Here is a 25,105-nt window from a genome sequence, read left to right as displayed (position 1 = left end):
CAATGAATATTCGTCCTTTACACGACCGTGTTATCGTTGAACGCCAGGAAGTTGAATCAAAATCTGCTGGTGGCATCGTTCTGACTGGTTCGGCTGCAGAGAAATCTACCCGTGGTACCGTTCTGGCTGTGGGCAAAGGCCGCATCCTTGAGAACGGCTCAGTTCAGCCACTGGACGTTAAAGTTGGTGATACTGTTATTTTCGCTGAGGGCTACGGCACCAAGACTGAGAAAATCGACGGTAAAGAAGTTCTGATCATGTCTGAAAACGACATCATGGCAATCGTTGAGTAATTTTTTGCTCTGATTCAAGAACCTTAAAAACGACAAACGAATTAAGAAAGGAAATCAAAGATGGCTGCTAAAGACGTTAAATTTGGTAACGACGCACGAATCAAAATGCTGGAAGGTGTAAACGTTCTGGCTGACGCAGTAAAAGTAACCCTGGGCCCTAAAGGCCGTAACGTAGTACTGGACAAGTCGTTCGGTGCACCAACCATCACCAAAGATGGTGTTTCTGTAGCGCGTGAAATCGAGCTGGAAGACAAGTTCCAGAACATGGGCGCTCAGATGGTGAAAGAAGTTGCCTCTCAGGCGAACGATGCAGCAGGTGACGGTACCACTACTGCAACCGTACTGGCTCAGTCTATCGTAAACGAAGGTCTGAAAGCTGTTGCTGCGGGTATGAACCCGATGGATCTTAAGCGCGGTATCGACAAAGCGGTTGCTGCGGCAACTGAAGAGCTGAAAGCGCTGTCTGTACCATGTGCGGACTCTAAAGCGATTGCTCAGGTAGGTACTATCTCTGCAAACTCTGACGCGACCGTTGGTAACATCATCGCAGAAGCGATGGAAAAAGTAGGCCGTGACGGCGTTATCACCGTTGAAGAAGGTCAGGCTCTGCAGGACGAGCTGGACGTGGTTGAAGGTATGCAGTTTGACCGCGGCTACCTGTCTCCTTACTTCATCAACAACCAGGAAGCGGGCGCAGTTGATCTGGAAAACCCGTTCATCCTGATGGTCGATAAGAAAGTTTCTAACATCCGTGAACTGCTGCCGACTCTGGAAGCAGTCGCGAAAGCATCACGTCCGCTGCTGATCATCGCAGAAGACGTGGAAGGCGAAGCGCTGGCAACTCTGGTTGTGAACAACATGCGCGGCATCGTGAAAGTGGCTGCAGTTAAAGCACCTGGTTTCGGTGACCGTCGTAAAGCAATGCTGCAGGATATCGCTATCCTGACTGGTGGTACTGTTATCTCTGAAGAGGTAGGTCTGGAGCTTGAGAAAGTAGCTCTGGAAGACCTGGGTCAGGCGAAGCGCATCACCATCACCAAAGAAAACACCACTATCATCGATGGTATCGGTGAAGAAGCGATGATTCAGGGCCGCGTTGCTCAAATCCGTCAGCAAATCGAAGAAGCGACTTCAGACTACGACAAAGAGAAGCTGCAGGAGCGCGTAGCCAAACTGGCTGGCGGTGTTGCGGTAATCAAAGTTGGCGCAGCAACTGAAGTTGAAATGAAAGAGAAGAAAGACCGCGTTGAAGATGCCCTGCACGCAACCCGCGCAGCGGTAGAAGAAGGTGTGGTTGCTGGTGGTGGCGTAGCGCTTATCCGCGCAGCACACAAGATTGTTGACCTGCAGGGTGACAACGAAGAGCAGAACGTAGGTATCCGCGTTGCCCTTCGTGCAATGGAAGCGCCTATCCGTCAGATCGTAATGAACGCAGGCGACGAAGAGTCAGTAGTAGCCAACAACGTGAAAGGCGGCGAAGGCAGCTACGGCTACAACGCAGCAACCGGCGAATACGGCGACATGATCGAAATGGGTATCCTGGACCCAACAAAAGTAACCCGTTCTGCACTGCAGTTCGCGGCTTCTGTTGCCGGTCTGATGATCACCACCGAAGCAATGGTAACTGACATGCCAGCGAAAGACGCACCAGCCATGCCTGACATGGGCGGCATGGGTGGCATGGGCGGTATGCCTGGGATGATGTAATCATCGTTCACGTCACTTGTTGATGCTAAAGAGCCCCGTCGGAAGATGGGGCTTTGTTTTTTCAGGCGCTGGGCCCTGGGGGAGCTCGTGATCATTGAAGTGGAAAACGAAGCTATCGCGTTGACAGTAAGGCTTGAGTAAGAAAAGCTGCTTGCAGAGCCCAGAGCCCAGAGCCCAGAGCCCAGAGCCCAGAGCCCAGAGCCCAGAGCCCAGAGCCCAGAGCCCAGAGCCCAGAGCCCAGAGCCCAGAGCCCAGAGCCCAGAGCCCAGAGCCCAGAACCTTCCATACTCATCCGATCCCTTATAAAATCACCCAGTTTTTACTTTCTATCTGCTGCTTTTCTGCTATGTTTATCTCGCTATATAAAAACAATTTGGCTAGGTATAACAGTGGCTTATAAATACTCTTTTCCCATAAAGCGGGCACTGTTGGGTGTAACCGCGATATTCGGCATCTTTATACTATTAATATTGATAGATGCCCTGGATGAGGCTCAGGAAGAGTATCAGATTGAAAAACGTCAGCTTCTTATTCAGCTGCAGGACCTTACCCATACCCTGCGTTCGGTTGAGTTTGAGATGACGGCGCACAGTGATGTGCACAGTACCAACTACCCGTATTCACTGGTGAAAAAGCGCGAACAGCACGCGTGTTACATCTACAGTGACCAGCATCGTGATCCGGGTTTTGACTTTGTCTACGCCGGACCGGTTGAAATGTGTGAGCCTGGCAACGCACTGGCGCATCAGGCAGAAGACCTTTTGCCCGCTGCGGATGTAATGGCCTATCTGGTCAAGCTGGTGGACAAGGTATCGTCGTTTTATTTTATCTCCCGGGATAAATACATGATTGCGTCGCCTTCGTCACTGGCAGAGAGTGTCAATGGCAGCCGCTTTGATAAGGTTATAGAGGAGCGGCCGTTCTGGCTTAATACCATGCGGCAGGGGTTGGCGGAAAATAATGGTGATATTACTTTTACCGGCGAGTATCAGGATTTGGTTACCGGCCGGCAGACAGTGACACTGACGGCCGGGTTGTACCGTAAAGGGCAGTTTATCGGTGTATTGGCGATGGATGTGCAGGCCGCAAGGATCAAAGGGCGCTATGGCCGTGAGTACCGTATTTCAGACTGGCCGGGCAGCAATCATATGCGGCTGACCAATTATTCTATTTCGAAGCCGCTGCGTAGTGCGGATATGGATACCCGTTTGTACCTCAACGTGGAGCAGAGCTGGCAGCAGCACCTGAGTCATTTGTGGCATAACAAGTACTATCAGATGATCACACTGATCATGGTGTACCTGTTTGTCATCTCAATGCTGATGAAAAAGAACTGGTCGGTAAAGTATGCCTATGAGCGCTACCTGATGCTCAATCACTCTGATAGTGGCCTGTTGAACCTCAATGGGGTGGAAGATGCGCTGACCCGGCTGGAAGAGAAGCCGTATCTTGCTGCTCTGCTGGTACCTGACGCACAGTGGCAGGAGTATCGCCAGGCGTATGGGATTGGCGTGGTTTCGCAGCTGAAGCAGCACGCGATTCAGGTATTTGGTCAGCGTCTGCGCGGGCAGGACCTGTTTGCCCAGAATGAAGAAGGAGACCTGCTGATCGTTATGCCAGCTGAGTCTCCGGCTCATGCAGACTGGCTGGCGGAGGTGCTCAGTTCCGAGCTGAGGCTGTCTCCATGCTGGCTGGAGCAGGGGGGGCGCATCGACATTTCGCTTTCGGTGAAGGCGCTGTGCTTCCCTGTTCACCATTATGATGATTTCAGTCACCTGTGGGCCGCACAGAAGCAAAAGATATTCAGTCACACACATAACCACCGAAGGGGTGACAGTCCTGAAGAGCAGTATTAAAAATCGGTTGTTGCCGCGCAGGGAATCGCTTATATTCCCCGCAATGTGACTAATGTCTCAACTGGAGAAATGTAAAAATGAAAAAAATCGTGTTTACCGCACTGGCTGCGGCTGTAATGGCGTCACCTGTAATGGCTGACAGCTCAGGTGCGATGTTCTCAACCCTGGATGGCTACAACGCACCAGCGAATGATGCTGTGAAAGGTGTACGTCTGTCTGTTCTGCACGGCAAAGTAAGCGAAGTAAAAGGTGTCGACTTCTCTGTACTGGGTATGTCTGAAACCGACAAAACTACTGGCGTAAACTTTGGCTTTTTCTTTGGTGCTTCTAAAGTAAACCAGGAGATGAAAGGCGCTTCTCTGGGTCTGTTCAACTGGAACACCGGTAACGCAAAAGGCCTTAACCTGGGTCTGGTTAACGTAACCAACGACGTGCAGGGCGTAAACTGGAGTGCGGTAAACTACTCAGAAGGTCACACCATGGCTGATGTGGGTGTGGTAAGCCTGTCTGAGAAGTCTAACTTCCAGCTGGGTCTGTTCAACAAGACCAAACAAATTGACGGCGTACAGATCGGCCTGCTGAACTGTGCGGACAACGGCTTCCTGCCTTGTTTCCCGATTGTGAACTTTGCGAAGTAAACAAAAAAAGCCGCTTAATGCGGCTTTTTTTTGGACTCTGGGGCGCTTCGCTTTAAGGTCCTGGGTTCTGGGGGAGTTTTTTGAAAGTATTGCCGAAAAGCAGGGTCTTAGCTTGACGGTAAGATCAGCATAGCGAAGCCTACTTGCAGTACCCAGTACCCAGTACCCAGTACCCAGTACCCAGTACCCAGTACCCAGTACCCAGTACCCTAGCAACCCGTAGTTGTCAGCTCAAAAGTGGGCTCGGCAACAGAGGTTGCCTGGGTGTAAAGCAGGTAGCAGTTGTCGGCTGTACTGCGTTTACCATTGGGTTTGTAATAAATAAATGGGCTGTCGCCGCTGTGAGAGAAATACCAGTCAGCTTCTCCGGGATCGTGTGTTGCATCGATTGCCCGAATATCGGAAATTTTTGACCAGGTCTGCGCGTTGTAGGCACCGGGATAGCCGTAGTAAATCAGTGCGGTATCGCCATTTCCCAGGTCCAGCGAAGCGCTGACTGCTTTATCCTGGCCTGCCACAATCGCTTTACCGTGAACGATATTTGAAGCGCTTTGCATTGCCCCTTTCAGACCGTGCAGTGCGGCGATGCGGGCGTCTTTTTGAGTATCCAGAAAACGTGGGGCCGCGGTGACCGCGAGGATCCCTAAGATCACAATCACGACCACCAGTTCAATAAGGGTAAATCCCAGTTGTCTTTTCATTATCATTCCAGATGCAGATCAAGCGGCGTTTTACTTGGCCTGCCTCCGATTTCGCGTGTCAGTTTTGGCACCAGGTAACCCGATACCCGGGTGATAAGACCCGCCATGATTTCTCTCGCCCTGTCATCGGAGACAAAGTAGTGCGCTGCTCCCTGCACTTTATCCAGTACGTGTAAATAGTATGGGAGGATCCCGGCAGCAAATAAAGTTTCGCTCAGGGCGACTTGTGCATCGACGCTGTCATTCACGCCTTTGAGCAGAACACCCTGATTTAACAGGGTAACCCCGGATGCTTTCAGCTGTGACATTTTTTGCGCCAGTTCGTGATCCACTTCATTGGCGTGATTAATATGAGTCACCAGAACCATATTCAGCCGGCTCTGTTTGAGCAGGGCGCACAGCTCAGTGGTGATCCTGTCCGGGATCACCACCGGTAGACGGGAGTGGATACGCAGTGTTTTGATATGGGTGATCTGCTCCACTTCCCGGATAAGCCATTCCAGTTCGCGGTCTTTGGCCATCAGCGGATCGCCGCCGGAAAGGATCACCTCGTTCAGCTCCGGGTGGGCAGCGATGTATTCGAGGTTCTTCTGCCACACCGCTTTGGAGCCTTTGTTTTCCTGGTAGGGGAAGTGGCGGCGGAAGCAGTAGCGGCAGTTTACCGCGCAGCCGCTTTTGAGAATCATCAGTACCCGGTTGTGGTACTTGTGCAGCAGGCCGGGTTTGTCGTTGTCCTGCTCCTCAAGTGGATCAGCGCTGTAGCCCGGAGTCACTTCAAACTCATCAATCAGGGGCAGCACCTGGCGCAGCAGGGGGTCATTCGGGTTGCCTTTCTCCATCCGGCGTACAAAGCTCTGCGGTACCCGCATCGCAAACAGTTCCCTGGCCACAAACCCCTTTTGCCACGGCACAGGATCAATACCCAGCTCGCAAAGCAGCTGCTCAGGGTCAGAGATCGCATTCGCCAGCTGTTTGAGCCAATTTTGCTCAACAGTTGGGGCGTTTCGGGTTATGATGTGCGGCATTAAATTTTAACTCGAATAGTGTATAGAGGAAAAAATGGCTACTGTTAGCACGAATGAATTCAAAAGCGGTCTGAAACTAATGCTGGACAACGAGCCTTGCGTAATTCTGGAAAACGAATACGTGAAGCCAGGTAAAGGCCAGGCGTTTAACCGCGTGAAAATTCGTAAACTGTTGTCTGGTAAAGTTCTTGAGAAGACCTTTAAGTCAGGTGAAAGCTGTGAAGTTGCTGACGTAATGGACATCGATCTGGACTACCTGTACAACGACGGTGAATTCTACCACTTTATGAACAACGAAACATTCGAACAAATCGCTGCAGATGCAAAAGCGGTAGGTGACAATGCTAAGTGGCTGGTAGAAAACAACACCTGTATGCTGACTCTGTGGAATGGCAACCCAATCACAGTAACGCCACCAAACTTCGTTGAGCTGGAAGTGGTTGAAACCGACCCAGGCCTGAAAGGCGATACTCAGGGCACCGGTGGTAAGCCAGCGACTCTGACTACCGGCGCGGTAGTACGTGTTCCTCTGTTCATCCAGATCGGCGAAGTGATCAAAGTTGATACCCGCTCTGCAGAATACGTGGGTCGCGTTAAGTAATTTCTGTTTGATTAATAAACGGGAAGAGAAGAGGTCGCTTTTGTAGCGGCCTTTTTTATAGGCGCTGGGCTCTGGGCGCTAGGCTCTGGGGGAGAGTGCTGAAAGGCAGGTTTAAGCAAACTGGTTTTCTTTTGGCTGAAAGAACTGTTTGAACAGAGCTCTTAGGCCAGATACAAAAAAGCTGCGTAACTTACGCAGCTTCTTAGTTTAGACCTGGATACTAATCACAAGCACCACCTAGCGCCCAGAGCCCAGTACCCAGCGCCTTCTATTTACACCATAAACACAAACACAACAGCCAGCGCTGAGAAAATCGTTGCGATGCCGTAGCAGACGATTTTGCCGACTACGCCGGTGTGGATTTTCAGGTCGTGCATGCCGTGGTGCAGGCGGTGCATTGCGTGCCACATTGGCAGGGCAATAGTCGCGATGATGAACAGGGCGCCGATAATGCTGGTTACAAAACCAGATACGCGCTCGTAGCTCATCGCTTCTTCACCGATGATGCCCATTGGTACCAGGATGCCCAGAACCAGAATGGTCACAGGAGTCAGCATGGCAAACCAGCTGCCGCCGGCACCAAACAGTCCCCACCATACCGGCTCGTCAGAACGTTTTGGATTGCGATTAACCATCTTCAGTCTCCTTAAACCACGATTAGTACGATTAGCGAGATCGCCGCAACTGCTGCCCATTGGGCCAGAACGATCACTTTAGTGTCGACTGGTTTGCCCTTCAGGCGCACAGGCATAACCTGCGGGAACATGCTGAAGAAAGTCTGCGCGTGGAACAGGCTGCCCGCCAGGGCAACGATGTTGATCGCTACCACGATTGGGTTTGCCATGAACTCCAGCCAGCCCTGCCAGGCTTCCGGACCTTTCACCAGACTGCCCAGACCGATGGTGACGAACAGGGTGAACAGGATCAGCGGCAATACCGTTGCTTCACGCAGCATGTAGAAGCGGTAGAAAGGATGATCTTTCCACCAGGTACGTTTTACTTCACGAACATAAGGTTTACGGTTACTCATCCTTAAGCCTCCTGAGGTTTCAGCATGGCGATAACGAAGTCTTTGGAAGACTCAACTTTACCCTGGTTAACAGCACCTGCCGGGTCAACGCTCTTCGGACACACTTCTGAGCAGTAACCCACAAAGGTACAGCCCCATGCGCCGTTTTCACCGTTGATCAGCTTCATACGCTCTGCCTGACCAGCGTCACGGCTGTCCAGGTTGTAGCGGTAAGCAAGGGTCAGTGCTGCCGGGCCGATGAACTCAGGGTTCAGGCCGAACTGAGGACACGCCGCGTAACACAGACCACAGTTGATACAGTTGGCAAACTGCTTGTATTTTGCCATCTGCTCAGGAGTCTGCAGGTTCGGGCCGTCTTCTGGCTTGCGGTCGTTACCGATGATGTAAGGCTTGATCGCTTCCAGGCGCTCGATAAACGGCGTCATGTCTACGATCAGGTCTTTTTCGATCGGGAAGTTCGCCAGCGCTTCGATTTTCAGGCCGTCCGGGTAGTCACGCAGGAAGGTTTTACACGCCAGTTTTGGCACCTTGTTAACCATGATGCCGCACGAACCACAGATAGCCATACGACATGACCAGCGGTAAGCCAGGTCTTTGTCCAGGTTGTCTTTGATGTAGCCCAGTGCATCCAGAACAGACATGGTTTCGTCAAACGGAACCTCGAAAGTCTGGAAATACGGTTCTGCGTCTTTTTCCGGGTCGTAACGCAGAATATCGACTTTTTGAATACGGTTCGCCGCCATTATGCCTTCTCCTCTTCTGCGCCATCTTTGTCTGCAGCTGCTTTCGCTGCTTCTTCAGCTGCTGCTTTCTCTGCTGCTTCACCGTACAGACGGGCTTTTGGCTGAGACTTGGTGATGGTGACATCACTGTAGTCGATGGTCGGAGCCGCATCTTTGTTGTAGTAAGCCAGAGAGTGCTTCAGGAAGTTCACGTCATCACGCTCGGTGCAGCCATCGTCAAGACGCTGGTGGGCACCACGGGATTCGCGACGCAGGATAGCTGAGTGAGCCATCGCTTCTGCCACTTCCAGGCCGTAACCGATTTCAATCGCGTACAGCAGGTCAGTGTTGAACACTTTACCTTTGTCTTTCACGCTGATGCGCTTGTAACGCTCTTTCAGTTCAGCCAGCTTGTCGACAGTCGCCTGCATCAGGTCTTCCTGACGGTAGATACCACAACCCGCTTCCATGGCATTACCCATTTCAGTACGGATATCAGCCCAGTTCTCGTCGCCTTCCTGGTTCAGCAGGGCTTCGATACGGGCCTGGATTTCAGCAACCTGTGCGTCGATCGCTTTATCATTCCAGCCTTTGAATTCTTCAGCGCGTTTCACCGCACCTTCACCGGCTACGCGGCCAAATACCACCAGCTCAGCAAGAGAGTTAGAACCCAGACGGTTCGCACCGTGCAGACCAACAGAAGAACACTCACCAACTGCAAACAGACCTTTGATTTTGGTTTCGTTATGCTTGTCGGTTTCGATACCACCCATGGTGTAGTGTACGGTTGGACGGATAGGGATCGGCTCTTTCGCCGGGTCAACGTTTACGTAAGCTTTGGCCAGCTCACAGATAAACGGCAGACGCTCGTGCAGATACTCTTCACCCAGGTGGCGAAGATCCAGGTGTACCACGTCACCCAGAGGGTGCTTGATGGTGTTGCCTTTCTGCTGCTCGTGCCAGAACGCCTGAGAAACTTTGTCACGCGGACCCAGTTCCATGTATTTGTTTTTCGGCTGGCCAACCGGAGTTTCCGGGCCCATGCCGTAATCCTGCAGGTAACGGTAGCCGTTCTTGTTGACGATAATACCGCCCTCACCACGACAACCTTCGGTCATCAGGATACCCGTGCCCGGCAGGCCGGTTGGGTGGTACTGAACGAACTCCATGTCACGCAGCGGAACGCCGTGACGGTAAGCCATCGCCATACCATCACCGGTTACGATACCGCCGTTGGTGTTGGTGTGGTAAACACGGCCCGCACCACCGGTCGCCAGTACAACAGACTTGGCTTTAATGGTAACCAGTTCACCTTCAGCCATGTGGATCGCAACCAGACCCTGCACTTCGCCGTCATCAACCAGCAGGTCAACTACGAAGTATTCGTCAAAGCGTTTGATTTGATCGTATTTAATTGAGGTCTGGAAAAGGGTGTGCAGCATGTGGAAGCCGGTTTTATCCGCGGCAAACCAGGTACGCTCAACTTTCATACCGCCAAAGCGACGAACGTTAACTTCACCATTCTCTTTACGGCTCCATGGACAGCCCCACTGTTCAAGCTGGGTCATCTCACGGGTCGCGTTTTCTACAAAGTACTCAACAACATCCTGTTCACATAGCCAGTCACCACCGCCAACAGTATCGTTGAAGTGGTTATCCAGGCTGTCTTCGTCCTTGATCACAGCAGCAGAGCCGCCTTCCGCCGCAACGGTGTGAGAACGCATTGGGTAGACTTTGGAAATCAGTGCGATTTCCATGTCCGGGTTTGCCTCAGCTGCGGCGATGGCAGTACGAAGACCGGCGCCGCCTGCGCCGATGACTGCGATATCTGTGGTGATAGTCTGCACAGTTATCCTCCAGTGTGTTATAGGCAATATAAAAACGGCACACATAACCGCCCTGCGGTTTACCCGTTGGGCGTATGTGGCCGTTTCCTTGTGCCTGGGATTGTAATAATTAACTTTGGATTCCTGTGGTTAGTGTAGGTGAGGGGGGTATCAAAAAAATTGATGTACTTAGGTTTTTGCTCCGGTAATGCACTTTCAGGCATAACAAATTTGGCTATGTGTGAGGAAAGTCACGTACCCTTTTGGCATACTATGATTCCCGCAAAAACCATACATTACAGTTAAGTAACAGCCTCTGGTTGCGGTGTATTTAATGTGCCATGGATATAAGTGAGATCTATAAATCTGTTGTATCCTGACGCCCTGAATGAACATCATCTGTTGGAGCAAACAATGACTGCTGACTGGCAACCCAGTGCACCTGTCGCCAAGCTGCGAGAGCGCGCTCAGTTAATCGCGAAGATCCGTGACTTTTTTATGCAGCGTAATGTGCTGGAGGTGGATACCCCGGCCATGAGCCATGCCACGGTAACCGATATTCATCTGCATACGTTTGAGACCCATTTTGTAGGCCCGGGCTATGCAAAAGGGCAGTCCCTGCATCTGATGACCAGCCCTGAGTTTCACATGAAGCGGCTGCTGGCTGCGGGCAGCGGTTGTATCTACCAGATAAACAAAGCTTTCCGTAACGAAGAAAACGGCCGTCACCATAACCCGGAGTTCACCATGCTGGAGTGGTACCGGGTGGGCTTTGATCATCACAGACTGATGGATGAGATGGATGATCTGCTGCAACTGACCCTGAAGTGTGGCCAGGCAGAGCGGATGACCTATCAGCAGGCGTTTATTGACGTGCTGGGCGTTTGCCCGCTGGAAGCACCGATGAGTGAGCTGAAGCAGGCTGCGGCAAAACTGGGCCTGAGTGATATCGCAGAGCCGGAAGAAGACCGCGATACCCTGCTGCAGTTACTGTTCAGTGTGGGCGTGGAAGTCAAAATCGGCCAGCAGGTACCGGCGTTTGTGTATGACTTCCCGGCCAGTCAGGCGGCGCTGGCGAAGATTAATCAGCAGGACCCGAGGGTGGCAGACCGGTTTGAGGTCTACTTCAAAGGCATTGAGCTTGCCAACGGTTTCCATGAGCTGGATAACGCCGAAGAGCAGCTGGCCCGCTTTGAAGCTGATAACGTCCAGCGTGAAAAAATGGGCCTGCAGCAGATGCCGATCGATCATCACCTGATCGAAGCCCTGCGCCATGGCCTGCCAGCCTGCGCCGGTGTCGCGCTTGGCATCGACCGGCTGATAATGTTGTCGCTGGGCTGCGACCATATTGACCAGGTGACGGCATTTGCGTTTCCAAGGGCTTAGAATGGTTCTATGGTTCTATGGTTCTATGGTTCTATGGTTCTATGGTTCTATGGTTCTATGGTTCTATGGTTCTATGGTTCTATGGTTCTATGGCTCTATGACTCTATGAGTTTGTGGGGCTGGCTTCTGGCCCTGCAGGTTCTATGCTCCACCAGGACCACAGGACCACAGGACCACAGGACCATAGCCCCGCTTTTCCTAAGTCAAAACCATCATCGCCAAATAAACAATGGCCAACCCAATTACCCCGATAATGACCCCCGTCTTCGCCATATCTTTGCTTTCGATAAGTCCGGTCGAGTAGGCCAGTGAGTTTGGCGGGGTGGAAACCGGCAGGATCATACCCAGTGAAGCTGAGAAGGCGACCACAACCAGCAGGCCCTGAATACCACCGACAGCCGACAGGCTCTGCATCGAGGTACCGATCGCGGCGGCAATCGGCATCAGTAAGTTTGCTGTTGCGGTGTTGGACATAAAGTTGGCCATCAGCCAGCACACCAGAGACAGGGCGATCACTACCGCGACCGGTGAGAGGGATTCATAGTCGATGGCGTGGGCCAGCGCTTTGGCAAGCCCGGTCTTATCCAGTGCGATACCAATCGCGATACCACCGGCGACCAGCCATAACACATCCCAGTTGATCTGTTTCAGCTCTTCTTTGCCCATGATCCCGGTCAGGGTGAACACCGCCAGCGGGATAATAGAGACTACATAAGTGTTCATGCCGTGCAGTTTGGTGGTCATCCACAGCAGGATTGTCGCAGCAAAGGTGGCGTAAACCACCATCGCCCGCCAGCTTTTCTTAAATTTGCCGTTGAGCTTAAGTGTCATCTCATCCTGGGAGGACGGAAACAGCTTCTGCAGCAGGAACCAGGCGATGGTGAGCTGAATGATCACAAACGGCAGACCCATCATCATCCAGCTCAGAAAGTCGATGCTGTTCTCACCGGTCAGATATTGAAGCGCGATGGCATTGGGCGGGGTACCTATTGGGGTGGCGATACCACCGGTATTGGCCGCGATTGGGATACACAGTACCAGCGCCTTGATCCCAAGGTCGCCTCTTGGTGCAGAGGCGACGATAGGTCCCAGCAGCGCCAGCATCATCACTGTGGTGGCGGTATTGGACATAAACATCGAGAACACCGCGGTGATCAGCATCAGGCCCAGCATAATAAACTTAGGCTGCTTGCCAAATGGTTTGAGCAGCACCCGAGCAAGGTTATTGTCGAGCTCGTATTTGGAAGCGGCAATGGCTAGGGCGAAACCACCCATAAACAGGATAATGATCGGAGAGGAGAAAGCGCTGAAAATGTCGGTATAGTTGATCAATATCCCCATGTCATGCCCTTCAGGCGGGGAGCGGAACAGATGCAATCCTTTGTTGGAGATCATCACCAGTTCGAGCGCAATGATCAGTATTGAGGTCGCAAACACCGGCACCGGTTCCAGAACCCACAGCAGCGCTGCAAGCAGAAAGATTGCCAGTAACCTGTGCTGAATCAGGGTCAGATCGTCGATCGGTATCCAGTCAATCGGCATTAAAAGAACCGCCATGGGCAGCCCGAAACAGACCAGCAGTTTGATCAGGGTCCCCAGATTTTGTTTCGGCATAAACACGCATCCTGCAAATTGCTTATTGAATCACCAGCATACTTAAGCCGCTGGAAATGCGCTTCGATCAGAACGAGATTTTTATTAAAAAGAGTGGGTTAATGTTACGGAGTTTGTTTTTGGTCAAAAAAGGTAAAAGGCGCTGGGCTCTGGGCGCGAGGCCCTGGGAGAGAGCGCGATAAGTGCAGTGGAAAAACGAAACTCTGGTGTTTGCTGTGAGACTTGAGTAAGGCACTTTGCTTGCAGAGCCCAGAGCCCAGAGCCCAGAGCCCAGAGCCCAGAGCCCAGAGCCCAGAGCCCAGAGCCCAGAGCCCGGAAACAAAAAAAGAGCAGATAAACTAATACCTGCTCTTCCATATCCCGTTATTGCGGTCAGGTTAGCCCTGCTTATGCGCGTATGGCGTGCCCATTACCGTTGGCTGGTTCAGTGCCATGCTGTCGTCGAAGCGGACTGCGTCTTTGGCGAACAGGTTGATAACCGTTGAGCCCAGTTTAAAGCGGCCCATCTCTTCACCTTTTTTCAGCACGACAGACTTGGCGCCTTCTGCCGGGTAATCCCAGGTGTAGACGGTGTTGCCGCGTGGTGGGGTGACGGTGCCAGCCCAGATAAGCTCAATGCTGCCGACGATGGTCGCGCCAACCAGAACCTGTGCCATGGGGCCAAATTCGGTATCGAAGATACACACTACGCGCTCGTTGCGCGCGAACAGGTTAGGCACATTCTCTGCGGTCAGCGGGTTTACTGAGAACAGGTCGCCCGGCACGTAGATCATCTTACGCAGGGTGCCGTCACACGGCATGTGTACCCGGTGGTAATCGCGCGGAGAGAGGTACAGAGTGGCAAACTCGCCGCCCATAAACTCTTCTGCCAGTTCAGCGCTGCCGCCCAGCAGTTCCTGAGCAGAGTATGTGTGGCCTTTGGCCTGGATCAGCTGGCCATTTTCCAGCGGGCCGAACTGGCTTACGCAGGCATCAGCCGGGTGAGTAATCACTTCCTCACCTTCAGCTACCGGGCGTGCGCCTTCTTTCAGCTCACGGACAAAAAACTCGTTAAAGGTTTTGAAGTGCGCCGGATCGCTGTGCAGCGCTTCATCCATGTTTACCTTGTACTGCTTGATAAACCAACGAATTACAGCGGTAGTGACACTGCCTGCCTGAGCACTGGCGAACTTACCGACCAGACGGGTTAATCCATGTTGGGGGATCCAGTATTGCAGACCCACTTTAATTTTATCTAACACCTTGGTTTCCAATTTGCTTAACATTTCGGCGCGGAATGGTACTGAATCTCACTTAGCTTGTCAGCTGTTTTACAGTCAACACAGGACTAAGTGCGCACTAATCAGGACAAATCCGCTTTCTTATTGCGTGAGAACTGGCGGTTGGCCTTGTTCTCGGACATGCTTTCGATGATTTTGTGATAGTTCTCAAAGCGAACTTCACTAATCTCGCCTTTCTCTACCGCTTCACGCAGGATACAGCCCGGATCGTCGCCGTGTTTACAGTCACGGAACTTACATCCGCCAAGATAAGGGCGGAACTCAACAAAGGCTTCGGTGACCTCATCCGCCTCCAGGTGCCACAGACCAAACTCGCGCACTCCCGGTGAGTCGATAAGGTCGCCGCCATTAGGAAAGTGGTACAGTCTGGCAGCAGTGGTAGTGTGCTGGCCGAGACCTGAGTTCTCAGACACCGCGCCTTCTTCTGCGGCGACTTCCGGCATCAGGGCATTCACCAGGCTGGACTTGCCCACACCTGACTGGCCGACAAAGATATTGATTCTGTCTTTAAGCTCGGCTTCCAGTGCTTCAATGCCTTCACCGCTCTCTTTACTTACCAGTACGACTTTGTAGCCGATGCGCTCGTATTCGCTCAGCCACTCTTTGTAAGTCGCGATCTCTTCCGCGCTGAGCAGGTCAATCTTGTTCAGTACGATAAGTGGCGCGATGCTCAGCGTTTCAGAAGCAACCAGGTAGCGGTCAATGATGTTCAGTGACAGCTCAGGCAGCACCGACGAGACGATTACCATCTGGTCGACATTCGCAGCAACCGGCTTAATTCCGTCGTAGTAATCAGGACGGGTCAGCATAGAGTGGCGCGGCTCAACCGCTTCCACTACGCCTGATATCCCGGCCATAGACTCCAGTCCGGCGCGCCAAACTACGCGATCTCCGGAGACCAGGCTCTCGATACCCCGGCGCAGGTTACAGCGCTGGATCTCACCGGTTTCCAGATCTTCGACATCTGCGTGTTGACCAAAGCGGGTGATGACCAGGCCTTTCTTCGCTTCGCCCAGCATGTTTTCGTCCCACTGGACGGCCGCGTCTTTTTGCAGACGTTTGTTTTGATTGCTACGAACGCGTCGTACCTGACCTTTGGTCAGTTTTTTCTTTTTCGCCACGATTTTTTTCTTTATTTGCTAAGATTTCTTTATTTGCTAAGAAATGCACTTATGCAGTTGGATTTCGTTTACAGCAGGGTATGATACCTCTTTTAGCAGCAAAATAGGCAATTCATCTATGTCATTCAGCGATAAAAACCTTATCTGGATAGATTTGGAGATGACCGGATTAAACCCGGAAACACATAAGATCATTGAAATCGCTACCATTGTTACCGATAGCGAACTGAATGTTCTCGCTGAAGGGCCGGTTCTCGCCATCCACCAACCACAGGATGAGCTGGATAAGATGGATGAATGGTGCACCACAACTCATACCGCAAGCGGTCTGGTCGAGCGCGTTCAGCGCAGTAGTGTGACTGAGCAGCAGGCGGTAGAACAGACCATCGAGTTTCTGGAAAAGTGGGTACCGAAAGGCGCATCGCCAATCTGTGGTAACAGCGTAGGTCAGGACCGCCGCTTCCTGAATAAGCACATGCCTGAGCTGGATCAGTACTTTCACTACCGCGTGATTGATGTCAGCACCCTCAAAGAGCTGGTTCGCCGCTGGAACCCGGAACTGCTGACCCAGTTCTCCAAGCAGGGTACTCACCTGGCGCTGGACGATATTCGCGAATCTATTGCTGAACTGCAGTTTTACCGCCAGCGAGTGTTTACGATTTAACCTGTCAGGCCCTTTCTGAACGGTAACCGCTTGTTTCAGGCGGTTATCCTGCTAACGCATTGAGCAGATTGATTTGTTTTTATCCAATTAAAAGAAATTTTGGCTTTTTTTGAGATAAGGACTTGCATCACAAAAAAATGCTCTTATAATTCGCAGCCCTGAACGACGGAAACGTTGTGAATGCGACACTAGCTCAGTTGGTAGAGCGCAACCTTGCCAAGGTTGAGGTCACGAGTTCGAACCTCGTGTGTCGCTCCAGATTTTATAGTTGTCATCGTACTTAACGATGAAATACGGACGCGGGATGGAGCAGCTTGGTAGCTCGTCGGGCTCATAACCCGAAGGTCGTCGGTTCAAATCCGGCTCCCGCAACCAAATTAAGATTAGCCGCTCAGGCGTTTAATCATGCGACACTAGCTCAGTTGGTAGAGCGCAACCTTGCCAAGGTTGAGGTCACGAGTTCGAACCTCGTGTGTCGCTCCAAATTGAAAAGCTTCATCATGCTTTGAATGATGAAATATGGACGCGGGATGGAGCAGCCTGGTAGCTCGTCGGGCTCATAACCCGAAGGTCGTCGGTTCAAATCCGGCTCCCGCAACCAATTCTCTTATGAGAAATGCGACACTAGCTCAGTTGGTAGAGCGCAACCTTGCCAAGGTTGAGGTCACGAGTTCGAACCTCGTGTGTCGCTCCAATTTTATAAGCTTTCATCATGCTTTGAATGATGATTATGGACGCGGGATGGAGCAGCCTGGTAGCTCGTCGGGCTCATAACCCGAAGGTCGTCGGTTCAAATCCGGCTCCCGCAACCAAATGCGACACTAGCTCAGTTGGTAGAGCGCAACCTTGCCAAGGTTGAGGTCACGAGTTCGAACCTCGTGTGTCGCTCCAAAATTTGAAAGCTCTCATCATGCTTTGAGTGATGATTATGGACGCGGGATGGAGCAGCCTGGTAGCTCGTCGGGCTCATAACCCGAAGGTCGTCGGTTCAAATCCGGCTCCCGCAACCAAATTAAAACGATAGTTTGGGTGGTTTAAATATCATAACCCTCAAGTCGTCGACGGATGCGCCGCCCGGTACAAACCCGGTTCCCGCAACCAATTCTCTTATGAGAAATGCGACACTAGCTCAGTTGGTAGAGCGCAACCTTGCCAAGGTTGAGGTCACGAGTTCGAACCTCGTGTGTCGCTCCAAATTTTATAGTTGTCATCGTGCTCAACGATGAAATACGGACGCGGGATGGAGCAGCCTGGTAGCTCGTCGGGCTCATAACCCGAAGGTCGTCGGTTCAAATCCGGCTCCCGCAACCAAATTAAAACGATAGTTTGGGTGGTTTCAATATCATAACCCTCAGGCCGTCGACGGATGCGCCGTCCGGTACAAACCCGGCTCCCGCAACCAAATGCGACACTAGCTCAGTTGGTAGAGCGCAACCTTGCCAAGGTTGAGGTCACGAGTTCGAACCTCGTGTGTCGCTCCAATTTCAAGACCTGACCGTACCATACGAGAAACCTCGTGTAGTTTGACGGCCGCGTCTCTCCACTTTTCTTTTAAAGTGGACACACCGCTCTTTATAATGCTGTGAAGCATCATCCCTGAAAAAACAGAAAGCCACCCATTATCGGGTGATTTTTTTTGTTTCAACAAAATCTCAGTTTTCAGTGACCAGAACCGGTCAGGGTTTTCCACCTGATATGCTCGATACATATTGGGCGCTGAGTCATTTCATCTCATTCGTTAACAGACTTATCCACATACGGCGTTCTGTGGATAACTTGGTTGATAATTTGTTCTTTGCAAGGCGTGGCAATGCCTGAGAAAGGATCCTTGCCTGATTCCATTGATACAGAATATGAGTTACAAACTCATAGAGCCTTGTAAATAAAGGGTTTTTGGTTGATTTTGTAAATTTGACCGGAAAAAGGGAAAGATCATTAACCATCTGTTTATTGATCCTTGTCATATACACACGCTGTGTCTAACTTTTCTTTTATTAGCAATTTGTGCTGATGAAATGAGTTTTTTCCACATACAATCGTTTTTGCGGAACAGGTCATATTTTGCGTCGGTGATATGAAACCGATGTTATGCCTGCTTATGCGTCTCTCGGCAGGCCTTTTTCGATAATGCGGATCAGCCGTTCTTTTTTGCGGTCTGTCAGTGGCAGTTGCTCCTGCTGTCTCGACAGCGCCCAGTTGATATGAATATCCAGATTTTCATCCAGGCCGAGCTTATCTTCCAGGAGGGATACCATTTTTGCACTGTAAGGCGCATTGCCCATTGCAACCGCAATATTACGCAGCCACTGAAGATGGCCAATACGGCGAATAGCAGAGCCCTGCATCCGGTCCAGAAACTCTTCTTCTGTCCATTGGAACAGAGCAGTCAGTGACATCTCCTTCAGGCTTTCACGTCGCTGGAAGTCCTGCTGCTCAGAAAGAGGCGCGTGCTGGTTCCACGGGCAGACCAGCTGACAGTCATCACAACCGTAGATACGGTTGCCGATAAGCGGGCGAAGCTCTTCAGGGATTTCGCCATCCAGCTCTATGGTCAGATAAGAAATACACCGTCGGGCATCGACCACTTCGTCATCCACAATCGCTCCGGTGGGGCATGAGGTGATACAGGCTTTGCATTTACCGCACTGTTTTTCTGCCGGTTGAGAGACAGGTAAAGGCAGGTCAATCAGCAGCTCCCCCAGGAAGAACCATGAGCCAGCCGCAGGATTGATGACCAGCGAGTGTTTGCCAATCCAGCCGAGGCCGGCTTTTTCGGCCAGCGGTCGCTCCAGAATCGGTGCGGAGTCGACAAACGGACGGTAACCAAGAGCACCGGCTTCTGCTTCAATCTTTTGACCCAGCTTCTTGAGCTGATTGCGCACCAGTTTATGGTAATCGCGCCCCAGCGCGTAACGGCTGGTATAGCCAAGCTTTGGGTCTTTCAGGTTCGCTGCGAAGCGGGCGTTGTGTGGCAGGTAGTCCATCCGGGCACTGATAACCCTTACGGTACCGGGCAGCAGCTCATCAGGACGGGCACGCATCATGCCGTGGCGGGCCATCCAGTCCATCTCACCGTGATAGCCGGCGTCCAGCCAGGCCTGCAGGGGCGCTTCGTGTTTACTGAGGTCGATATCGCTGATGCCAACCTGCTGAAAACCGAGCTCCTGGCCCCAAAGGGCGATCTTGTTGACGAGTTCCTGGTAGTCCATAACGGCCACTGAGTGAAAAATGGGCGATGATTCTAACTGATCCGGGCAGAAATACAATCCGGATCTGCAGCGAAAAGCAGGCCGAATAACGCCTGAAGTGATGCCTGTGACCCATTTTTAACAGAGAAGATCTTGTTTCCAGGATCCCTCACAGTTTACTATTCCTGTTCTTTTGATTTATTTGTCGACGAGTATATGCAGCCAGTTAGTTCCAACCCTGTCACCCTGAAAGATGAACACGCTACCGTAGAACTTGGCACCCGGCTGGCGAACGCCTGCAGCCAGCAGACCACGATTTATCTGCACGGTGATCTGGGTGCGGGTAAAACGACTTTCAGTCGCGGTTTTGTCCGTGCGCTGGGCCACAGCGGAAATGTCAAAAGTCCGACCTATACTCTTGTAGAGCCTTACCAGTTAGCCGACTGGCAGGTATACCACTTTGACCTGTACCGCCTGGCGGATCCGGAAGAGCTGGAGTTTATGGGTATCCGTGACTATTTTACCCCGGATGCTATCTGCCTGGTGGAGTGGCCGGAAAAAGGTGCAGGCCTGTTGCCTGAGCCTGATCTTGATATCGAGATGCGCTATCAGGGTGAGCAGCGTACGGTGCAGCTGCGTGCTAACACGGAATATGGATTGAGTTTGCTTAAGAAGCTGGAGTTGTGTTGAGTTATAAGCGAGTAGTACTCCTTCATAAGTGGCTGCTGGCGATGGCATTGCTGTTGCTGGCCACTTTTCAGGTTCAGGCTAATGCACTGAAGGGGATTCGGGTCTGGCCTTCACCAGAAGAGACCAGGGTAGTTATTGATCTGCAGTCAGAGGCAGAGTACAGCTATTTCCGTCTCAGCGGCCCTGATCGTCTGGTGGTGGATCTTAAACAGACCAGCCTGAAAACCAAACTGCCCCTCACTGTCACTGATTCTCCGGTGCTCAGTAAAGTGCGCAAAAGCACGCCGCCGCAAAAGTCGACTTACCGGCTGGTGTTTGAGCTGAAGAAGTCCTCGGTACCACAGCTGTTTAAGCTGGCGCCGACCCCGGGTGGTCAGTACGGTCACCGGCTGGTGATCGATCTTCCTCATTCAGCCAAAAGTGGCAATAACCCGCTTGTCCCGGCCAAAAAGCCTGCAGCGGTCAGTAAAGATGCGTCTCAGTTTGTCGGTAACGCCGATATCGTGATTGCGATTGACCCGGGCCATGGTGGTGAGGATCCGGGATCTATCGGTCCGTCGAAGAAATATGAGAAGCACACCACCCTGCGGGTATCCCAAAAACTGGCTGCGGATCTTAACCGTATTCCGGGGATCAAAGCCGTACTGACCCGTACCGGTGACTACTATGTGAATCTCAATAAACGTTCTGAGATCGCCCGTAAACACAAAGCACACCTGTTGGTTTCGGTCCATGCGGACGCCTTTACTTCGCCTCAGCCGCGTGGTGGTTCGGTGTTTGTACTTAACACCCGTCGCGCTAACAGTGAGATTGCCCGCTGGGTTGAAAAACACGAAGAGCAGTCTGAACTGCTCGGTGGTGCCGGAGAGGTGCTCTCCAAGCACAACAGTGACCGTAACCTGAGCCAGACCCTGCTGGATCTCAAGTTCAGCCACTCACAGAAAGAGGGCTATAAGGTCGCGCATAATATTCTCGGAGAAATGGGTAAGGTAACCCGGCTGCACAAGAGCAAGCCGGTGCACGCCAGTCTGGCGGTACTGAAATCTCCGGACATTCCATCGGTACTGGTGGAAACCGGATTCATCTCTAACCCGACTGAAGAAAAACTGCTGTTCCAGCGCTCTCACCAGCAAAAGCTGGCGAATGCCCTGAGCAAAGCGATTGTTGACTATTTCGAGGAAAACCCGCCGGAAGGTACCCTGTTCGCCAACCGCAACAAGCAGATCAAACACACCGTTAAACGCGGTGAGTTCCTTGGTAAGATCGCGGCCAAATATGGTGTCAGTGTGGATCGTATCCGTTCTGCCAACAAGCTGAAAAGTGACAGTCTGGCAGTTGGCCAGGTACTGATGATCCCGGGCGGAGCTTCTCCTGTGCCGCAGGTCGCCGCTAACCGGACCAAACTGGTGAGTCACAAGGTTCGTCCGGGGGAGTACCTGGGTAAGATTGCGTCCCGGTATAAGGTGTCGGTCAGTGCTATTCGCCGCGAGAACGGGCTGAAATCCGATACCCTGAAAGTCGGTCAGACGCTGAAGATCCGCGTGGCAGATAACACGCCGGTATCGGTGAAGCATAAAGTTCAGCGCGGTGAGTACCTGGGTAAAATTGCTACCCGCTACGATGTGACCATAGCGTCACTGCGTAAAGCCAATAATCTTAAATCTGACCAGCTTGCGGTGGGTCAGGTACTGATCATTCCGGGGAACTGATGACGATAAAAATTCTGCCCGCCCGCCTTGCTAACCAGATTGCTGCTGGCGAAGTGGTTGAGCGGCCGGCATCGGTAGTCAAAGAGCTGGTGGAAAACAGCCTGGATGCAGGCGCGACCCGGATTGATATCGATATCGAAAAAGGTGGCGCCAAGCTGATCCGGGTACGTGATAACGGTAAAGGTATCGCCAAAGATGAGCTTGGCCTGGCGCTGAGCCGTCATGCTACCTCGAAGATCCACACACTGGACGACCTTGAGGCGATCGTCAGCCTCGGCTTTCGCGGGGAAGCGCTGGCGAGTATCAGCTCGGTTTCCCGTCTTACCCTGACCTCACGTCCGGCTGCTCAGGATCAGGCCTGGTCTGCCTACGCAGAAGGGCGGGATATGGAAGTCAAACTCCAGCCTGCTGCCCATCCGGTGGGCACTTCGATTGAAGTACTGGACCTGTTTTTCAATACCCCGGCCCGGCGCAAGTTCCTGCGTACCGAGAAAACCGAGTTTTCGCATATTGATGAGCTGCTTAAGCGAATAGCACTGAGCCGCTTTGATGTCACCATCAATCTGCGTCATAACGGCAAGATGATACGCCAGTACCGTGCAGCCAAAACGGACCGGCAGCATGAAGCCCGCATTGCCGCAGTATGCGGGGCTGGGTTTGTCCGCCACATGCTGAAGATCGAGCTGGAGCATCATGAGCTTAAGCTTCACGGCTGGATCACCACCCCGGATGGGGCGCGTCAGCAGAGCGATTTGCAGTACTGCTACGTGAACGGCCGTATGATGCGCGACAAGCTGATCAACCATGCCATCCGTCAGAGCTACGAATCCAGCCTGCGTCCGGATCAGTTCGCAACTTATGTGCTGTTTATTGAGATTGACCCGCATCAGGTGGATGTCAACGTACACCCTGCCAAGCACGAAGTGCGTTTCCATCAGGCAAGACTGGTGCACGACTTTATCTATCAGGCGCTCAGCGATGCGCTGGCTCAGGGAGCGGATATTGTCCCGGCAGAGGTGCGCGAGAGTGCCTATCATGATGCCCCGCCTCAGTCAGAGCATCAGCCACAGTTCCAGCCTCAGCAGCGCGCCCTGCAGACGATAGCCGATAACCCGGTTTACCCGAATAAGGCTGATACCGCGCCTTCTGCACCGGCAGGGTTTGATACCGGGCGGGCAGCATTTGATTCCGGAGTAGCAGAAAGGCAGCCTGCTGCTTATCCGCGAGACAGTCACCAGGGCAGTTATCGCGACAGCCATCCTGATAATGGCTTCAGCAATGTGCGCAGTGGCTCGGCAGCGCGTGAAGTTCCGGAGCGTCAGCAGTGGCGTGACTCCGCACCAAAGCCAAAACAGGCGCGGGAAATGCCATCCTCACCGGCCAAAGCAGAAGTGCAGGCTTATGCTGAGCTTTTGAAAACCCCGGAGGTACCGCCAGCGGCACTTCAGCCATCTTCACCAGTGGCTGCCGCCCAGCCTGGCAAAACCCTTGGAGTGGTCAGTGAACGTTACCTGCTGATGCAGAGCGGCACCGGATACATACTGATGGATTTGGCCCGCGCCGAATGGTATCGAACCCTGGCGCAGCTTGACAGCAGCCGGGGAGGGCTGAAAGCCCAGCCATTGCTGGTGCCGCTGTCGATGAAACTGGAGCCTGAGCTGCTGGAACAGCTGAACCTTTATCAGTCCCTCTGGTCTCAACTGGGTATCCAGTTGCGTCCGAAAGGGCAGGATGCCGTAATGGTGATGGGTGTACCAGGGCCGCTTCGCCAGCAAAATTTACAAAATCTGCTGCCGGATCTGTTATCTTACCTGGCCCAAAAGGCAGAGCAGGCCTCTGCCGAAGAGATTTCCCAATGGTTGTCGGCCCGGGTGAGTGCGGTGAAAAGCCACTATACTCATTCCGAAGCGCTGCAGCTGCTCGCTGAAATTGAGCAGCTCTGGCAGGGCTCGCTGCCAATGGAAGACAGGTTGCTGGTTCAGCCTGTAGATTTTTCTGCCACGATTGCGAACTTTAAATTATGAATGATCAAAAACCTCTGGCACTGTTTTTAATGGGGCCGACCGCATCGGGCAAAACGGATTTAGCCATCAGACTGCGCCAAAAGTACCCGGTAGAGATCATCAGTGTGGACTCTGCCCTGATCTATAAAGGCATGGATATTGGTACCGCCAAACCCGATGCTGACGAACTGGCGCTGGCTCCGCACCGCCTGATCGACATTCTGGATCCGGCCGAATCTTACTCGGCTGCAGACTTCCGTCGTGATGCGCTGCGTGAGATGGATGAGATCACCGCTCAGGGGAAAATCCCGCTGCTGGTTGGCGGTACGATGCTCTATTACAAGGCTTTGCTGCAGGGTTTATCTCCATTGCCTGCGGCAGATCCCAAAATTCGCCAGCAGATCGAACAGGAAGCATTGACGCAGGGCTGGGCAATGATGCACGATCAGCTCAAAGCGATTGATCCTGTCTCTGCGGAAAGAATCCACCCGAATGATCCACAAAGATTGTCCAGGGCATTGGAAGTTTTCCGGATTTCGGGTAAAACTTTAACAGAATTAACCCAGCAGCAGGGTGAGCCTCTGCCGTATCGGGTTAAGCAATTTGCAATAGCTCCCAGGGAAAGGGCTGAGCTCCATCGTCGGATTGAGCTGCGATTTGACAAGATGATCGCCGCCGGGTTTGAAGATGAAGTCAGGGCGTTATACGCCAGAGACGATCTTCACCCTGAACTGCCATCGATCCGTTGCGTAGGTTACCGACAGATGTGGGACTATTTGGATGGGAATTGCACACTGGATGACGCGGTTTTCCGCGGTATCTGTGCAACCCGTCAGTTAGCCAAGCGACAAATCACCTGGTTGCGCAGCTGGGATGATTTAACTTGGTTGGATAGCGAGAACATTGACCAGGCTGTAAAAACTCTCTCCGATGCCATAGCATCAGAGTGAGGAACCTGTGTATAATGCAATCGTTTTTGCGCGCTTTTCGTTTAGCTCGGATGCAAACAACAGCTCCCGGAAAAGGCTAAATAATACTAAAACTACAAATC

At 52.3% G+C, this 25,105-nt stretch carries 21 protein-coding genes and 11 tRNA genes; 22 read left to right on the top strand and 10 right to left on the bottom strand.

Annotated features, from left to right (window positions below):
- Window positions 1–2 precede the first annotated feature (2 nt).
- The 4 genes from ACVB80_RS18990 to ACVB80_RS18975 all read left to right on the top strand — a co-directional run bounded on the left by ACVB80_RS18990 (window position 3) and on the right by ACVB80_RS18975 (window position 4,494).
- Window positions 3–293, top strand: coding sequence for a co-chaperone GroES (locus ACVB80_RS18990; protein WP_007462982.1), 291 nt, complete (start codon window positions 3–5; stop codon window positions 291–293).
- Window positions 294–353: 60 nt separating this feature from the next.
- The gene (groL, locus tag ACVB80_RS18985; protein WP_481082856.1) at window positions 354–2,000 is read left to right on the top strand and encodes a chaperonin GroEL; all 1,647 of its coding nucleotides are present in this window, start codon (window positions 354–356) and stop codon (window positions 1,998–2,000) included.
- Window positions 2,001–2,389: 389 nt separating this feature from the next.
- On the top strand, window positions 2,390–3,856 hold the full coding sequence (locus ACVB80_RS18980; protein WP_481082855.1) for a PDC sensor domain-containing protein: 1,467 nt from the start codon (window positions 2,390–2,392) through the stop codon (window positions 3,854–3,856).
- A gap of 77 nt (window positions 3,857–3,933) precedes the next feature.
- Window positions 3,934–4,494: a VC2662 family protein gene (locus ACVB80_RS18975; protein ID WP_481082854.1), complete on the top strand. Its 561-nt coding sequence runs from the start codon at window positions 3,934–3,936 to the stop codon at window positions 4,492–4,494.
- A 209-nt stretch (window positions 4,495–4,703) separates the two neighbouring features.
- Here the strand turns inward: ACVB80_RS18975 and ACVB80_RS18970 are convergent, their stop codons facing one another.
- Both ACVB80_RS18970 and epmB read right to left on the bottom strand, forming a co-directional pair.
- Entirely contained in the window at window positions 4,704–5,195 is a 492-nt protein-coding gene (locus ACVB80_RS18970; protein ID WP_481082853.1) for a pilus assembly FimT family protein, read from the bottom strand.
- 2 nt (window positions 5,196–5,197) lie between these two features.
- Window positions 5,198–6,220: an EF-P beta-lysylation protein EpmB gene (gene epmB, locus ACVB80_RS18965; RefSeq protein WP_481082852.1), complete on the bottom strand. Its 1,023-nt coding sequence runs from the start codon at window positions 6,218–6,220 to the stop codon at window positions 5,198–5,200.
- Window positions 6,221–6,254: 34 nt separating this feature from the next.
- Here epmB and efp point away from each other — a divergent pair, with 34 nt between their 5' ends.
- The gene (gene efp / locus ACVB80_RS18960; RefSeq protein ID WP_481082851.1) at window positions 6,255–6,821 is read left to right on the top strand and encodes an elongation factor P; all 567 of its coding nucleotides are present in this window, start codon (window positions 6,255–6,257) and stop codon (window positions 6,819–6,821) included.
- Between the two features lie 272 nt (window positions 6,822–7,093).
- On the opposite strand, the gene frdD is transcribed toward efp, so the two are convergent.
- The 4 genes from frdD to frdA are packed head-to-tail and all read right to left on the bottom strand — an operon-like array spanning window position 7,094 to window position 10,420.
- Complete coding sequence (gene frdD, locus ACVB80_RS18955; protein WP_481082850.1) at window positions 7,094–7,456, bottom strand: fumarate reductase subunit FrdD; 363 nt, start codon at window positions 7,454–7,456, stop codon at window positions 7,094–7,096.
- 11 nt (window positions 7,457–7,467) lie between these two features.
- On the bottom strand, window positions 7,468–7,851 hold the full coding sequence (frdC, locus tag ACVB80_RS18950; protein WP_481082849.1) for a fumarate reductase subunit FrdC: 384 nt from the start codon (window positions 7,849–7,851) through the stop codon (window positions 7,468–7,470).
- 2 nt (window positions 7,852–7,853) lie between these two features.
- Window positions 7,854–8,594, bottom strand: coding sequence for a succinate dehydrogenase/fumarate reductase iron-sulfur subunit (locus ACVB80_RS18945; protein ID WP_481082848.1), 741 nt, complete (start codon window positions 8,592–8,594; stop codon window positions 7,854–7,856).
- Entirely contained in the window at window positions 8,594–10,420 is a 1,827-nt protein-coding gene (gene frdA / locus ACVB80_RS18940) for a fumarate reductase (quinol) flavoprotein subunit (protein ID WP_481082847.1), read from the bottom strand. The genes ACVB80_RS18945 and frdA overlap by 1 nt, the downstream gene beginning before the upstream one ends.
- 393 nt (window positions 10,421–10,813) lie before the next feature.
- Between frdA and epmA the strand changes: the two genes are divergently transcribed.
- Window positions 10,814–11,785 (top strand): elongation factor P--(R)-beta-lysine ligase, encoded by a 972-nt coding sequence (gene epmA, locus ACVB80_RS18935; RefSeq protein ID WP_481082846.1) that lies wholly within the window; start codon window positions 10,814–10,816, stop codon window positions 11,783–11,785.
- 198 nt (window positions 11,786–11,983) lie between these two features.
- Here the strand turns inward: epmA and ACVB80_RS18930 are convergent, their stop codons facing one another.
- The 3 genes from ACVB80_RS18930 to rsgA form a co-directional block, all read right to left on the bottom strand.
- Complete coding sequence (locus ACVB80_RS18930) at window positions 11,984–13,399, bottom strand: SLC13 family permease (protein ID WP_481082845.1); 1,416 nt, start codon at window positions 13,397–13,399, stop codon at window positions 11,984–11,986.
- A 377-nt stretch (window positions 13,400–13,776) separates the two neighbouring features.
- Window positions 13,777–14,640, bottom strand: coding sequence for an archaetidylserine decarboxylase (gene asd, locus ACVB80_RS18925; RefSeq protein ID WP_481082844.1), 864 nt, complete (start codon window positions 14,638–14,640; stop codon window positions 13,777–13,779).
- A gap of 101 nt (window positions 14,641–14,741) precedes the next feature.
- Window positions 14,742–15,800, bottom strand: coding sequence for a small ribosomal subunit biogenesis GTPase RsgA (gene rsgA, locus ACVB80_RS18920; protein ID WP_481082843.1), 1,059 nt, complete (start codon window positions 15,798–15,800; stop codon window positions 14,742–14,744).
- A 118-nt stretch (window positions 15,801–15,918) separates the two neighbouring features.
- Here rsgA and orn point away from each other — a divergent pair, with 118 nt between their 5' ends.
- The 12 genes from orn to ACVB80_RS18860 all read left to right on the top strand — a co-directional run bounded on the left by orn (window position 15,919) and on the right by ACVB80_RS18860 (window position 17,945).
- Entirely contained in the window at window positions 15,919–16,464 is a 546-nt protein-coding gene (gene orn / locus ACVB80_RS18915; RefSeq protein WP_481082842.1) for an oligoribonuclease, read from the top strand.
- A 182-nt stretch (window positions 16,465–16,646) separates the two neighbouring features.
- Window positions 16,647–16,722: transfer RNA gene (locus tag ACVB80_RS18910), tRNA-Gly, on the top strand.
- Window positions 16,723–16,762: 40 nt separating this feature from the next.
- Window positions 16,763–16,839, top strand: a tRNA-Met gene (locus ACVB80_RS18905).
- Between the two features lie 32 nt (window positions 16,840–16,871).
- Window positions 16,872–16,947, top strand: a tRNA-Gly gene (locus ACVB80_RS18900).
- Between the two features lie 41 nt (window positions 16,948–16,988).
- Window positions 16,989–17,065: transfer RNA gene (locus tag ACVB80_RS18895), tRNA-Met, on the top strand.
- Window positions 17,066–17,082: 17 nt separating this feature from the next.
- A tRNA-Gly gene (locus ACVB80_RS18890) sits at window positions 17,083–17,158 on the top strand.
- 41 nt (window positions 17,159–17,199) lie between these two features.
- A tRNA-Met gene (locus ACVB80_RS18885) sits at window positions 17,200–17,276 on the top strand.
- Window positions 17,277–17,279: 3 nt separating this feature from the next.
- Window positions 17,280–17,355 (top strand) — tRNA-Gly (locus ACVB80_RS18880).
- A 42-nt stretch (window positions 17,356–17,397) separates the two neighbouring features.
- Window positions 17,398–17,474 (top strand) — tRNA-Met (locus tag ACVB80_RS18875).
- 108 nt (window positions 17,475–17,582) lie between these two features.
- Window positions 17,583–17,658 (top strand) — tRNA-Gly (locus ACVB80_RS18870).
- 40 nt (window positions 17,659–17,698) lie between these two features.
- Window positions 17,699–17,775 (top strand) — tRNA-Met (locus ACVB80_RS18865).
- Between the two features lie 94 nt (window positions 17,776–17,869).
- Window positions 17,870–17,945: transfer RNA gene (locus tag ACVB80_RS18860), tRNA-Gly, on the top strand.
- Between the two features lie 615 nt (window positions 17,946–18,560).
- Here the strand turns inward: ACVB80_RS18860 and queG are convergent.
- The gene (queG, locus tag ACVB80_RS18855) at window positions 18,561–19,673 is read right to left on the bottom strand and encodes a tRNA epoxyqueuosine(34) reductase QueG (RefSeq protein ID WP_481082841.1); all 1,113 of its coding nucleotides are present in this window, start codon (window positions 19,671–19,673) and stop codon (window positions 18,561–18,563) included.
- A 195-nt stretch (window positions 19,674–19,868) separates the two neighbouring features.
- Between queG and tsaE the strand changes: the two genes are divergently transcribed.
- Genes tsaE through miaA form a run of 4 tightly spaced genes read left to right on the top strand, consistent with a single transcriptional unit; the run spans window position 19,869 to window position 25,004 of the window.
- Complete coding sequence (tsaE, locus tag ACVB80_RS18850) at window positions 19,869–20,342, top strand: tRNA (adenosine(37)-N6)-threonylcarbamoyltransferase complex ATPase subunit type 1 TsaE (RefSeq protein ID WP_481082840.1); 474 nt, start codon at window positions 19,869–19,871, stop codon at window positions 20,340–20,342.
- Between the two features lie 41 nt (window positions 20,343–20,383).
- Entirely contained in the window at window positions 20,384–22,051 is a 1,668-nt protein-coding gene (locus ACVB80_RS18845; RefSeq protein ID WP_481082931.1) for a LysM peptidoglycan-binding domain-containing protein, read from the top strand.
- Window positions 22,051–24,075, top strand: a complete 2,025-nt coding sequence (mutL, locus tag ACVB80_RS18840) for a DNA mismatch repair endonuclease MutL (RefSeq protein WP_481082839.1) — start codon at window positions 22,051–22,053, stop codon at window positions 24,073–24,075. Before ACVB80_RS18845 ends, mutL begins: the two co-directional genes overlap by 1 nt.
- Window positions 24,072–25,004, top strand: a complete 933-nt coding sequence (miaA, locus tag ACVB80_RS18835; protein WP_481082838.1) for a tRNA (adenosine(37)-N6)-dimethylallyltransferase MiaA — start codon at window positions 24,072–24,074, stop codon at window positions 25,002–25,004. Before mutL ends, miaA begins: the two co-directional genes overlap by 4 nt.
- Window positions 25,005–25,105 lie beyond the last annotated feature (101 nt).

It is taken from the genome of Vibrio sp. 9-16B-A1 (assembly GCF_056726165.1).
This window is presented reverse-complemented; position numbering and strand designations above follow the sequence as displayed.